The 12,845-nt window shown below is 62.8% G+C and carries 13 protein-coding genes; 10 read left to right on the forward strand and 3 right to left on the reverse strand.

Annotated features, from left to right (window positions below):
* Window positions 1-31 precede the first annotated feature (31 nt).
* From B1781_RS15765 to alaC, 3 genes are read right to left on the reverse strand one after another with little or no spacing between them, the layout of a single operon-like run.
* Window positions 32-1,027, reverse strand: a complete 996-nt coding sequence (locus B1781_RS15765) for a hypothetical protein (protein ID WP_078120573.1) — start codon at window positions 1,025-1,027, stop codon at window positions 32-34.
* A 4-nt stretch (window positions 1,028-1,031) separates the two neighbouring features.
* Window positions 1,032-2,342 (reverse strand): homoserine dehydrogenase, encoded by a 1,311-nt coding sequence (locus tag B1781_RS15770; RefSeq protein ID WP_078120574.1) that lies wholly within the window; start codon window positions 2,340-2,342, stop codon window positions 1,032-1,034.
* A gap of 46 nt (window positions 2,343-2,388) precedes the next feature.
* Window positions 2,389-3,585 carry an alanine transaminase gene (gene alaC / locus B1781_RS15775; protein ID WP_078120575.1) on the reverse strand — a complete coding sequence of 399 codons (1,197 nt, stop codon included), beginning with the start codon at window positions 3,583-3,585 and terminating at the stop codon, window positions 2,389-2,391.
* A 156-nt stretch (window positions 3,586-3,741) separates the two neighbouring features.
* Here alaC and B1781_RS15780 point away from each other — a divergent pair, with 156 nt between their 5' ends.
* The 10 genes from B1781_RS15780 (at window position 3,742) to B1781_RS15825 (ending at window position 12,806) form a co-directional block, all read left to right on the forward strand.
* On the forward strand, window positions 3,742-4,125 hold the full coding sequence (locus B1781_RS15780) for an Mth938-like domain-containing protein (RefSeq protein WP_078120576.1): 384 nt from the start codon (window positions 3,742-3,744) through the stop codon (window positions 4,123-4,125).
* Window positions 4,126-4,251: 126 nt separating this feature from the next.
* Complete coding sequence (locus tag B1781_RS15785; RefSeq protein WP_078120577.1) at window positions 4,252-4,581, forward strand: hypothetical protein; 330 nt, start codon at window positions 4,252-4,254, stop codon at window positions 4,579-4,581.
* The gene (locus B1781_RS15790) at window positions 4,578-5,612 is read left to right on the forward strand and encodes a V-type ATPase subunit (RefSeq protein WP_078120578.1); all 1,035 of its coding nucleotides are present in this window, start codon (window positions 4,578-4,580) and stop codon (window positions 5,610-5,612) included. The genes B1781_RS15785 and B1781_RS15790 overlap by 4 nt, the downstream gene beginning before the upstream one ends.
* Window positions 5,612-7,507, forward strand: a complete 1,896-nt coding sequence (locus tag B1781_RS15795; RefSeq protein WP_078120579.1) for a V-type ATP synthase subunit I — start codon at window positions 5,612-5,614, stop codon at window positions 7,505-7,507. The genes B1781_RS15790 and B1781_RS15795 overlap by 1 nt, the downstream gene beginning before the upstream one ends.
* 44 nt (window positions 7,508-7,551) lie before the next feature.
* The gene (locus B1781_RS15800; protein ID WP_078120580.1) at window positions 7,552-8,004 is read left to right on the forward strand and encodes an ATP synthase subunit C; all 453 of its coding nucleotides are present in this window, start codon (window positions 7,552-7,554) and stop codon (window positions 8,002-8,004) included.
* A gap of 6 nt (window positions 8,005-8,010) precedes the next feature.
* Entirely contained in the window at window positions 8,011-8,334 is a 324-nt protein-coding gene (locus tag B1781_RS15805) for a V-type ATP synthase subunit F (protein WP_078120581.1), read from the forward strand.
* Window positions 8,331-8,993 (forward strand): V-type ATP synthase subunit E, encoded by a 663-nt coding sequence (locus B1781_RS15810; RefSeq protein ID WP_078120582.1) that lies wholly within the window; start codon window positions 8,331-8,333, stop codon window positions 8,991-8,993. The genes B1781_RS15805 and B1781_RS15810 overlap by 4 nt, the downstream gene beginning before the upstream one ends.
* Entirely contained in the window at window positions 8,990-10,786 is a 1,797-nt protein-coding gene (locus tag B1781_RS15815) for a V-type ATP synthase subunit A (RefSeq protein ID WP_078120583.1), read from the forward strand. The genes B1781_RS15810 and B1781_RS15815 overlap by 4 nt, the downstream gene beginning before the upstream one ends.
* A complete protein-coding gene (locus B1781_RS15820) occupies window positions 10,783-12,174 on the forward strand; it encodes a V-type ATP synthase subunit B (RefSeq protein ID WP_078120584.1) in 1,392 nt (463 codons plus the stop codon). The genes B1781_RS15815 and B1781_RS15820 overlap by 4 nt, the downstream gene beginning before the upstream one ends.
* Window positions 12,171-12,806, forward strand: coding sequence for a V-type ATP synthase subunit D (locus tag B1781_RS15825; protein ID WP_078120585.1), 636 nt, complete (start codon window positions 12,171-12,173; stop codon window positions 12,804-12,806). Before B1781_RS15820 ends, B1781_RS15825 begins: the two co-directional genes overlap by 4 nt.
* Window positions 12,807-12,845: the final 39 nt, after the last annotated feature.

Below are 12,845 nucleotides of genomic sequence, written 5' to 3' on the forward strand. Positions count from 1 at the left end.
ATGAGCGCTGCGTGTTCAACAAAGGCGCGGATTATAACTCTTTGTTGCTACCGCGGCTGACCGGCGCTTGCGGACCATCCTCGAGCCAGGCAGATAAGGGTCGCCGCCTGCGCCAGAAACGCCTGGCCGCACCCGCATGCCAGCGGTGAACCCCGCCGTTGCCCGGATGCAGGTGCAGTTCGTCGCAGTCATCCAGCAGTATCGCCACGCAGTTGTCGAGTGCGACTAGGGCCTGCACCCAGCTGCCCTTATCGGCGCGCGACACGGCCTGCTCTACCGTGCGATCGACGATCAGCTCACGCCGCTCGCCACCGCGACGCAGTTGGCGCAAACCGCGGGCCAGCGCGCACTCGCCGACTACGCGCACCTCGGGACCATCCCCCTGCGGCGGCAATACACCGCCCCCGCTGAACCACAGGCCACCGAGCGTCGGTCGACCCAGCGCCTCGCGTTGCCGATTGAAATCCAAGCCGTAGCACAGCATCTGGGTTTCGTTGAGCAGGCTGTGCCACTCACGTTGCGCATCACCCACCGGCAGATGACCGTCGAGACCACGCCCGATCACGGCCGACAGCGGACGCGTCCTGATCGAGGGCGCCTGTTCACACTGCAGATAGAGTCGGCCGGAATGATCACTGGCGAGACGCAAGCCGTCGTCGGCATAGTGCGCATTGAACGCCTGCACCAGCTCATTGCGTTCATCGTCGTCGAGCGGATCGTCGTCGAGATCGAACGCCAACAGGCAATCGCGATCGGGCACCAGGCGCAAGGGATCGGCGTGCAACAGATAACCCGCAGGCGCCTCACCGGCATCGGCGAAATAGCTGACCGCAGCGGTCGGCAGATCGCTACCCGCTGCCTGCTCGATACCGAACAGCGCAAACAAGCCGCCCGCATAACCGGCCGGTTCAAAGAGCCGGTCGGCGCGCGCGAGCAGGCGCTCGATCTGCGGCAGCGCGGGATGATCGTCGTGCCCGGCCCACGGCAAGGGCCCCAGCAAGCCGGGCACGAACAGGTGACGAATCACACCGTCAGCTAAGGCTTTCGACGCGAATCCGGATCACGTCGGCAGAGATGGCGTCGAGTGCCTCGATCTTGCTGATCGCCTCGTTCATCTGCCGTTCGAGCACGCGGTGCGTCAACATCACCAGCGGCACCTGGTTTTCACCTTCGCGCGGCTGTTTCTGCTTGATCGCTTCGATGCTGATACCGGCATCGCCGAGGATCCCGGCAACCGCCGCAACCACGCCCGGCTTATCTTCGGCAGTCATGCGCAGGTAGTACGCCGTCTCGACATCGTCCATCGACAACACCGACATATCCGACAACTCGCCCGGCTGGAAGGCCAGGTGCGGCACACGATTTTCCGGATCGGTGGTCAACGTGCGGGTGACGTCGATCACATCGGCCACGACCGCCGAAGCGGTCGGCAGCGAGCCGGCACCGGCACCGTAGTACAGCGTCGGACCCACCGCGTCGCCCTTGACCAGCACCGCGTTCATCACGCCGTCGACATTGGCGATCAGGCGACGCTCCGGAATCAGCGTGGGATGCACGCGCAGTTCAATGCCCTTCTCCGTGCGTCGCGTGACGCCGAGATGCTTGATGCGGTAACCGAACTCTTCGGCATAGGTCACGTCCTGCGGTTCGATACGGCTGATACCTTCGGTGTAGCAGCGGTCGAACTGCAGCGGGATACCGAACGCCAGCGACGCCAGGATGGTCAGCTTGTGCGCAGCATCGATACCTTCGACGTCGAAGGTCGGATCCGCCTCGGCATAACCGAGCGCCTGCGCTTCGGCCAACACGTCGGCGAAGTCGCGACCCTTGTCGCGCATCTCGGTCAGTATGAAGTTGCCGGTGCCGTTGATGATGCCGGCGATCCATTCGATATGGTTCGCCGCCAAGCCTTCACGCACCGCCTTGATGATCGGAATACCGCCGGCAACCGCCGCCTCGAACGCGACGGTCACGCCTTTGGCCTGCGCCGCGGCGAAGATCTCGTCGCCGTGCATGGCGATCAGCGCCTTGTTGGCGGTGACCACGTGCTTGCCGTTCTCGATCGCTTTGAGCACCAGCTCGCGCGCCGGTGAGTAACCGCCGATCAACTCGACAACGATGTCGATCTCGGGGTTCTCGACCACCTTGAAGGCATCATCGGTGACCTCGACGGTATCGATGCCATCGAGTGACTCCCGATTGAACTCACGCGCCGCTGCGTGCGCCACGACAATCTCGCGACCGGCACGGCGCGCGATCTCAACCGCGTTTCTGACCAGTACATTGAGCGTACCGCCACCCACGGTACCCAGGCCCAACAGGCCGACTTTGACGGGTTTCAACGTTGTATTACTCCACTTTCTCTGTGCGACGGGATCGAGCGTATTCTCAACTCGCCGCTTTCAGCACGCCATCCCGGCGAAACATGTCTTTGATACCGCGCAACGCCTGACGCGTGCGGTGCTCATTCTCGATCAGGCCGAAGCGCACGTGGTCATCGCCGTAGGAGCCGAATCCGACGCCCGGCGATACCGCCACCCTGGCTTCACGCAACAGCTTTTTCGAGAACTCCAGCGATCCCATCTGCCGGTACGGTTGCGGGATCGGCGCCCAGACGAACATCGTCGCCTTCGGTTTGACCACGTCCCAACCCATGGCGTTGAGACCGTCGCACAACACATCGCGGCGACGCTGATACATCATGCGTATCTCATCGACGCAATCCTGCGGTCCTTCGAGCGCCGCGATGGCCGCGACCTGGATCGGCGTAAACATGCCGTAATCGAGATACGACTTTATTTTCGCCAACGCCGCTACCAGGGTTTTGTTACCGACCATGAAACCGACACGCCAGCCGGGCATGTTGTAGGTCTTCGACATCGAGTAGAACTCGACAGCGATATCCTCTGCACCCGGCACCTGCAGGATCGACGGCGCCTTGTAGCCATCGAACGAGATCGCGGCATAGGCCAGGTCGTGGATGACCCAGATGTTGTTGGCCTTGGCGACCTCGATGATGCGTTCGAAGAACTCGAGGTCGACGCACTGCGTGGTCGGATTACCGGGAAAGTTCACTACCAGCATCTTCGGACGCGGCCACGACTCCTCGATCGCCTTGTGCAGCTCCTCGAAGAAATCGTGCTCGGGCGTCATCGGCACATGGCGCACATCGGCGCCGGCGATGATGAAGCCGTAAGGGTGAATCGGATAGGCCGGATTGGGCACCAGTACCGAATCGCCCGGCCCCATGCAGGCAAGCGCCAGGTGCGCCAGTCCCTCTTTCGAACCGATCGTTACGATCGCCTGCGAATCAGGATCCAGGTTGACGTCGAACTCCGACTTGTACCAGTTGCAGATCGCACGCCGCAGGCGCGGGATGCCGCGCGACACCGAGTAGCGATGGGTATCGTTGCGTTGCGCGGCCTCGACCAGTTTGTCGACGATGTGTTTCGGCGTCGGCTGGTCTGGGTTTCCCATACCGAAATCGATAATGTCTTCCCCGCGCGCTCGCGCTTCGGCCTTCAACTCGTTCACGATGGCGAACACGTAAGGCGGCAAGCGCTTGATTCTGCGAAAATCTTCCATTTCCGGGGACGACACGGGGTTACCTCAACGGTTTTGCGGAGCGAAAATCAAACGAGATACGCTACAGGAGTCCCGCGCAAAATGTCAATGAAATTAGGTGATTAGACCACCAACGATGGGATTCCGGCGCGCACCGGCGCACACTGGGAGAAAACGATGAAGATGGCCCTCGACGGCGCCGCCAACACCAACGTCGTCAAATCGTACCGCCCGGGCGAGGTTCAGATCCGCCAGCAGCGGTACAAGCGCAGCCTGATCGTGCTGCCGAACGAGATCGTCGACGATTGGCCGGCCGACGACGCGAGCCGTTTGTGCGCAGCCGACCTGCGACCGATCGCCGACCGGCAACCCGAGGTGCTGATCCTGGGAACCGGTGACATCCAGGTGTTTCCCGACCCGGGAATATTCGTCACGCTGATCGATCTGCAGATCGGCTTCGAGGTGATGGACAACGCGGCCGCCTGCCGCACCTTCAACATCCTGCTCGCGGAACAACGCCGCGTCGCCCTCGCCCTGCTGTTTCCCCCAATCGACAACTGAGCCCCGTCCCACCGTCCGCCACGTTATGACGCAAATCAATTAACCTGGCGTCTGTCATATGACACCATCGTTCGCGGATTAGACTAAATATCAATCCCACTCACCGATGGTAGAGAACCGGATACCGTGGACGACACCCTGAAACGGCTACTGGCCGCCGAAAATGCTGCCGGTGAACTTGTCGCCAAGGCGCAAGCCGACAGCGACCACAAGGTGCAGACGGCATTGCAGGAGGCACGTCAGCAGGAGGACCGGTTCCAGGCGCGCGTTCCCGAGATTCGTGCCTCGTTTCTCGAAAAATCCGATCAGCGCGCCAACCAGACCGTCGCCGAGATGGAGCGGCGTTTTCAGGAGACCCTGTCGCAATTGCGCGACGCAGCCGAGGCGCACGAAGAGGCTGCGGTGGACGCGGCGTTCTCCCATCTGCTGGGTGACAACGAAAAGGATCGCCCGTGAGTCGCATCGCCGATCAGGCCTATCTGCGGACACGACTGGCGATCATGAGCACCAACCTGCTCAGCCCGGAACAGCTCATCGACCTGAGCCAACTGCCGCTGGACGAGCTGAGTACGCGCAGCGGCTTCGACGTGATCAAGGGCAACAACGTCGCCCAACGACTGGCCACCTTTGAGCGCGCCTTGATGCAGACCTGGCTGGATGAACTCAGTGCCCTGCTGCGACCGCTAAAGGGCCCGGCGCGTCGCCTGCTGACCCAATGGGCAAGCCGTTACGAGTTACTCAATATCAAAGCCCTGGTGCGCGGCAAGATCGGTCAGCTACCAAACGAAGAGATCGAACGCAGCCTGTTCCAATTGCCCGGCTTTCTCAGTCTCAACCACGATGAGTTACTGAACACCGACAGCGTGCCCGAACTGCTGCGCCACCTGCAGAAGACACGCTACAACCGCATCGCGACCCAGGCACTGCGTCGCTACGAGGAACGCCCCGATCCGTTTCTGCTCGATGCCACGCTCGATCAACAGTTCTACTCCGAACTGATCGATCGCGCGCGCCAGCTCGAATCGCCCGATCGCGACGAGACACTCGACCTGATCGGCCGCATTGTCGACCGGCACAACCTGGTGTGGAGCCTGCGCTACCGTTACAACTACGAACTGCAGGCCAGCGAGGTGCTGTACCTGGCGATCGATGGTGGGCGCATCCTCAATCGTCAGGAACTGCAGCACATCCTGCAGGCCGATACGCTCGACGAGGCGATATCGGTGCTGCCGGCGAGCCTGTTCGGCGACAAAGCGGTTCCCAAGCAGATCCTGCTGATCGAGGCCATGCTGCGGCGCAATCTGCACGATCGCGCACGCGGCCTGATGCGCCGCAGCCCGTCGGCGCTGACCAGTGTGCTCGCCTACCTGGTTCTGCGCTTCGGCGACATCAACACCCTGTACGCCATCGTCCATGCCCGGATCTACGGCATCGACGACGCGGTCCTCAGCGACGCGCTCGATCCCTTGCACCGCGAGGCCGCCTGATGCTCGCCGGCAACGACATGCGCCATGTCACCATCACGCTGATGCGTGAGGAGCTGCCGCGCGCGAGCCTGGTACTGGCCGAACTCGAAGCCTTCGCTCCCGATGAACGCCCCTTGCTCGAATCCGAGCTACCTGAGATACCGGGTCAGACCTTCCGCGCCCGCATCCGACGCGCCTGGGGACATCTGGATCGCCTCGAAGCCCTGCTCGGTGAACTGCCGAAAAACGACGCCGAGATGCCGCCCTTGGTGTTGCAGCGCGAACAATTGATCGAAGTCGACCGCTGGCTGGCGGAGGCCTGGGAACAATGCGCACCGTGCGACGAAGACCTGCACAGACTGGAAGACGAGTTCCGTGAACTGGGACACCTCGAACAATCGCTGAACGACTTCGCCGATCTCGATATCGATCTGAGTCGCCTGCAGGGCGAGCATGCCTACCTCGACATGCGCATCGGTTCGATCCCGACCGACAACCTGAAACGACTGCGCGAGGTACTGGCGCTGTCGAATCACATGATCCTGAATGTGTCGGGTGACGATGAAACAGTGCGGGTGTTGATCGCGGGTAGCCGCGAGAAATCCGACGTGCTCGACAGCGTGCTGCATGCCGCGGCATTTCAACCGCTGGCAATCCCCGAGCGTTTCGACGACAACCCCGATGCGGTCCGTGAACAGCTCGCCGAGCAGCGTCTCGAACTCGAACGTAAATGCGATGCGCTGCGCAATCGCCTGGCGAACTGGCGCGATACCAATCGCCGCGAATTTCTGCGCGCCCGACAGCTGCTCGAAGCGGCTGAGCCGTACGTAGCCTTGCGCGGGGCGGCGCGCACACGCGGCACACTCGCCGCACTGCAGGGCTGGGTGCCGGCAAAACGTCTGCCACATGTCGAAGCCATGTTGAAACGCCAACTGGCATTGCCTTTCCTGATCTCATCGCGACCAGCGCGGCCCGATGAAGAGCACCTCGTCCCGGTGCCGTTGCAGAACCGCGGCCTGCTGAAGCCGTTCGCCGTCTTGGTACAGCAATATGGTGTGCCGCGCTTTGGCGAATTCGACCCGACCGTGCTGTTCGCCATCACCTTTGCCGCGATGTTCGGCATGATGTTCGGCGATGTCGGCCACGGCGCCGTCATCGTGCTGGTCGGCTTGGTGCTACGTAAACGCATCGGTGCCTTTACCTACCTGTTCGTGCTGGCCGGCGGTTCATCGATGCTGTTCGGCTGGTTGTACGGCAGCGTGTTCGGTGTCGAGCATTGGCTGCATCCGCTATGGATCGCGCCGATGACCGATCCGATCTACATGCTTACGGTCGCGCTCGGCTGGGGCGTGGCGTTCCTTACGCTTGGATCGGCGATTGCGATCATCAACCGCCTGCGCGCCGGCGATCAGGCGGGCGCGATCTTCGGGCCCGGTGGCGTGCTGCCGCTGGTGCTGTACCTCGCGCTGCTGATCGGCCTGATCAACCTGGCCAACGGCAAAGGCTTTCCGCTGGTCGCGACGGCAGTGATCGTGCTGGCACTCGTGTTGTTGGTCGCCTACCAATGGCAGGCATCGAATGCGCCCTTCGGCGAGCGCTTCATGACCACGCTGATCGAGACCTTCGAGATCGTCAACGGCTACATCACCAGTTCGCTGTCGTTCCTGCGCGTCGCCGCCTTCAGTCTCAATCATGTCGCCCTGTCACTCGCCGTGTTCACGCTGGCCGACGGTATGGGCGTGATCGGTCACTGGATCACGCTGGTGCTTGGCAACCTGTTCGTCATCGTGCTCGAAGGCATCATCGTCGCCATCCAGACGTTGCGTCTCGAATACTACGAAGGCTTTTCACGCTACTTCTACGGCGACGGCCAGGCATTTCGGCCGCTACGCGTGGGCCGCACACAGAGTATCTGAAAGACATAACCCATGAACCTCAATCCGCACATCCAGGAGCTCAAATGACTACCTTGATCACGCTACTCACAATGGCGCTGCTTGGCGTGATAGCGGCCGGCGTCTTCCTCCATTTCCGCCCACTGGAAGCCAATCGGGCAAAACGCCTGTTTCTGCCGACCATCGGCACCAACATCGCGCTGTTCTTCGGTGCCCAGCTGGCGATCATGTTCTTCGGCGTGCGCGAAGCAATGGCAGAGCCACAGGTCGAACAGGTATTGAGCGGACAGGCGGACATCTCGATCGGCATGGGCCTGGCCTTCATCGGTATCGCACTACCGACCGCGTTCAGCACGATTGCCGCGGGTCTCGCGGTGGGGCCGATCGGCGCCGCCTCACTCGCCGCCGTCTCGGAAAAACCCGAGATCTTCGGCCGAACCCTGGTCTACCTGGGGCTGGCGGAAGGTATCGCGATCTATGGTCTGGTGCTGTCCATCCTGCTGCTCAACAAGGTGTGATCTGCAATGGACGGCACACGCCAAGTGTTTCTGGGTGACGCCACGCTGGCTACCGGCTTCAGGCTCGCCGGCTTCGAGGTCTATCCCGACGCCGACGGTGATCAGCTCGACGAGGTGCTCGAACAACTGCAGACATCACGTACGCCCGCCTTCGTCGTCATCGATCAGCGACTTGCCGAAATGGCGGGTCGTCGACTCGAGGAGGTACGTAGCGAAGGTGGGCGCATCCTGCTGACCCAGGTGCCGCCGCTGACCGAGCCCGGACAGATGCACAGTTCGGTCGACGATCGTATTCAGCAGCTTCTCGGGCTCGACGGGGAGCAGCCATGAGCGAAACCGACAACGGCTCACTGCACGCACTCGAGCGCGCGATCATGGCGCGCGCCGAAGATCTTGCGCAGGAGTTTCACGACAAGGCAAACCGGCAGCGCGACAACATCCTGCGCGATGCGGCCGAACGCCTGCACATGGCCGAAGAACGCGAGGTGCTGGTCGCCAAGGCGGACGCCGAACGCCACTTCCACCGGGTGACCCAGGCCAGTGAACTGAAGATGCAGGCACGCCTCGATCAATTGCGCTGGGAACTGGTGCAATCGGTGCAGACACGTCTGATTGAAAAGATGCAGAAACTGCGCAACGACCGCGACCGCTACCGCCAATGGTTGATTGCCATGATCCGCGAAGCGGCCGAACGGCTGCCGGACGGGGCGTTGACGGCCGAGGCCAACAGTGACGATCTGCAATGGCTGAGCAGCGAATGGGCGCAATTGGTTGCGCAGGCCGCACCCGATCGCGAGATCACGCTCGCCGATTCCGCGACCTGGGGCAGCGGCGGTCTCAAGCTGCGCACCGTCGATAATCGCGCCCAGGTCGACAACCGTTTTGAAGGCCGCCTGTCGCGCATGGAGGCCAGCGTGCAACGCGTGATCCTGCAGACCCTGTTCCCGACCGATATCCATGCGACGGCACGCAGCGGAGGTCCGCAATGAGCGACGCACGCAAAGGGCACATCCGCGAGATCAACGGCCCCATTCTGCGCATCCACCTGCCGGGCGGACGCAACGGCGAGCAGGTGCGCATCGGCAGTCTCGATATCGTCGGCGAGATCATCGCGCTGGAAGGCAACGATGCCATCGTCCAGGCCTACGAATCCACCGACGGACTCAGACCGGGCGAAGAAGTCAGCGGTCTCGGCCACCCGTTGACGGTCGAGCTCGGCCCCGGTCTGCTGCAAGGCATCTTCGACGGCGTGCAGCGTCCCTTGACCGAGATCGCCGCGATGTCGGGCGACAACATCCCGCGTGGTCTGCGCGTGCACTCGCTCGACCGCGACAAAGCATGGAGCTTCACGCCGCTCGCCGGACTGGAGCCAGGGTCGGCGATCCGTGGCGGCGCGCGCCTGGGCGCGGTGCAGGAGACCGAGACCATCGAGCACCAGATCCTCGTGCCGCCGGACATCCAAGGCGAACTGATCGACCTGGCCCCGGCCGGCGACTACACGCTCGATCAAACGATCGCCCGGGTTCGTGATGCCGGCGGCGAAGTGCACAAGCTCAAGCTCTATCACCGCTGGCCGGTGCGCCAACCGCGCCCTTACGATCAGCGCGACCACGGCGTCGAACCGCTGATCACCGGGCAACGCATACTCGATACCTTCTTTCCGTTGCTCAAAGGCGGCAAAGGCGCCGTGCCCGGCCCGTTCGGCGCGGGCAAAACCATGGTGCAACAACAGGTCGCGCGTTGGTCAAACGCCGACATCGTGATCTACGTCGGCTGCGGCGAACGCGGCAACGAACTGGTCGACGTACTCGAGAGCTTTCCGCAACTCGAAGACCCGCATACCGGCCGCGGCATGATGGAACGTACCCTGTTGGTTGCGAATACCTCCAACATGCCGGTGGTCGCGCGCGAAGCCTCGATCTACGTCGGCATGACCATGGCCGAATACTTTCGCGACCAGGGCTACGACGTGGTCATGCTGGCCGACTCGACCTCACGCTGGGCCGAGGCCTTGCGCGAGGTCGCAGGTCGCCTCGGGCACATGCCGGTCGAGGAAGGCTATCCCGCCTATCTCGGTTCACGACTCGCCGCGGTGTACGAACGTGCCGGTCGGGTCAAAACGCTCGACGGCGGACGCGGCTCGGTGACACTGATCGGCGCGGTTTCGCCGCCCGGCGGTGATTTCTCCGAACCGGTCACCAGCCATACCAAAGAGATCATCCAGACATTCTGGGCGCTGTCGAAAGAACTCGCCGATGCACGCCACTACCCTTCGGTGGACTGGGTCGACAGCTTCTCGCAGGACGTACCGGTTGCGGCAGGCTGGTGGGCCAAGGAGATCAGCGGCGTATGGAGCAAGCGCCGCACCCAGGCACTGTCGCTGTTGGCGCGCGACGCCGAGTTGTCACGTATCGTCAACCTGGTGGGCCCCGAGGCATTGTCATCGGCGCAACGCTGGGAACTCGAAGGGGCTTCGCTGGTGAAAGAGGCGGTGTTGCAGCAGAGCGCGCTGGACGAGGCAGACACCTATTGCTCACCCGAGAAGCAGTTCCAACTGCTCGAACTGGTCATGCAGGTGTTCGATCAGGGCAAGGAACTCATCTCACTCGGCGCGCCGGTACAGGAACTGGCTGAGCACCCGGTGTTGGCGCGCATCCGTCGCGCCAAGTCGACCTGGCGCAGCGACGAAACCGATCAGATGGCCGAGTTCGCCAGCGAGGTTTACCAGGCGTTTGCCGCGCTGCGCAGTGAATACGCATCGAACCAGGAGGCGAGCTCATGAGCGACGTTGAGTACCGACGCGCAACCGCTGCACAGGGCGGGCTGCTGGTGGTCGCCGGGGTCGATAACGTGTCGTTCGGCGACCGTGTGCGCATCCGCGACCACCTCGGTCGTCGACGCAACGGCCAGGTAATACGCGCCGCCGAAAACGAGACCCTGATCCAGGTGTTCGAGGGCACCGACGATCTCGACCTGGAGAATACCTGGGTGCGTTTTCTCGACGAGCCGCTGACCCTGACGGTGAGCCCCGGCTTGCTCGGGCGCGTGTTCAGCGGCATCGGCGAACCGCGTGACGATCGCCCGCCAATCGTCGACGGCGAGGCACGCGGCATCGCCGGCTCGGCGATCAACCCGGCGGCACGCAACTACCCGCGTGAATTCATCCAGACCGGCATCTCGACGATCGACGGCCTCAATTCATTGGTGCGCGGACAGAAGCTGCCGATCTTCTCGGCCTCGGGCCTGCCGCACAACCGGCTGGCCGCGCAGATCGTGCGCCAGGCGCGTCTGCCCGGCGAGGCAACCAACTTCGCCATCGTGTTTGCAGCCATGGGCGTGTCGTATGCCGATGCGCGATTCTTCCGCGAGTCGTTTTCCGATTCGGGCGTGCTGGGCAACGTGGTGATGTTCATCAATCACGCCGACGACCCGCCGGTCGAGCGACTCGCCCTGCCGCGCGTTGCGCTGACCGCGGCCGAATATCTCGCCTTCGATCTCGACCGTCACGTGTTGGTGGTGATGACCGACATGACGCACTACGCCGAGGCACTGCGCGAGGTCGCGACCGCCAAGGGCGACGTGCCGGCGCGCAAAGGCTATCCAGGTTACCTGTACTCCGACCTCGCCGAGATCTATGAACGCTCCGGGCGCATACGCGACCGTCACGGCTCGGTCACCCTGGTGCCGGTGGTCTCGATGCCGTCCGACGACATCACCCATCCGATTCCCGACCTCACCGGTTACATCACCGAAGGCCAGATCGTGTTGTCGCGCGACCTGCACAACCAGGGTGTCTATCCGCCGGTCGACATCGCACCTTCGTTGTCGCGCCTGATGAAGGACGGTATCGGCAAGGACGACACCCGCGACGATCACCCGCGCGTCGCCAACCAGCTGTATGCGCTGTACGCGAAGGCGCAGGAGGCGCGCAACCTCGCATCGATCATCGGTGCCGAGGAACTGTCGGCGCGCGACCGACGCTACCTCGAGTTTGCGCGCGAGTTCGACAAGCACTTCGTCGGCCAGGGCGAAGACGAAAACCGCAGCATCGTCGAAACCCTCAACCTCGCCTGGGAGCTGCTGTCACGCTTCCCGCGCGAGGCATTGACGCGCGTCAGCGAGACCGACCTCGCTCACTATCACCGCAGCGGTGAAGAAGCCGCCGCATGAGAAAGCTGCGCACAGCACCCACCAAGAGCGCCCTGCTCAACCTGCGCAAGCAGGTGCGCTTTCTCGAAGACGGTCATGCGCTGCTCGAACGCAAGCGCGAACTGCTCACGCGCCTCGTCTACCAGTACATCAAGGACTACCAGGAACGTAAACGTGTCGCCAACGAGGCGGTACGCAGTGCCTATCGCTGGCTGAGCATTGCGCAGCTGCGCATGGGTGATCGCAGTATTGCCCAGGCGACGCTCGGTGCCACACCATCGACCAAGATGAAGGTACTGCCGCGACGCTCGCTGGGTGTGCAATATCCTTCGGTCGAGGCCACCGTGGTCGCACCGCAACCGGTCGGCCTGCTCGGGACCGATCCAAGTTTCGACGAAGCGCGACGGGCGTTCGCCCAGGCCGCCGTGCATCTGGCCGAACTGGCCGAGGTCGAGATGGCGCTGTATCGCCTGATCAGCGAACAACGCAAGGCACAGAAGCGGGTCAACGCGCTCAAGTACAACATCATTCCGTCGTACGTGAAGATGATCAAGAAGATCGCCGAGGCGCTCGAAGAGGAAGAGCGCGGCACCCTGTTCCAGATCAAGCGGCTGCGCGAGTCGGCCGAGCGCAAACAGGGTTCGGTCGGCTGAGCGGGTTCAGACAGTGCACGCGTGCTCTGCGCACCGCCT

Source organism: Thiosocius teredinicola, from assembly GCF_002009425.1.
Classification (GTDB): domain Bacteria; phylum Pseudomonadota; class Gammaproteobacteria; order Chromatiales; family Chromatiaceae; genus Thiosocius; species Thiosocius teredinicola.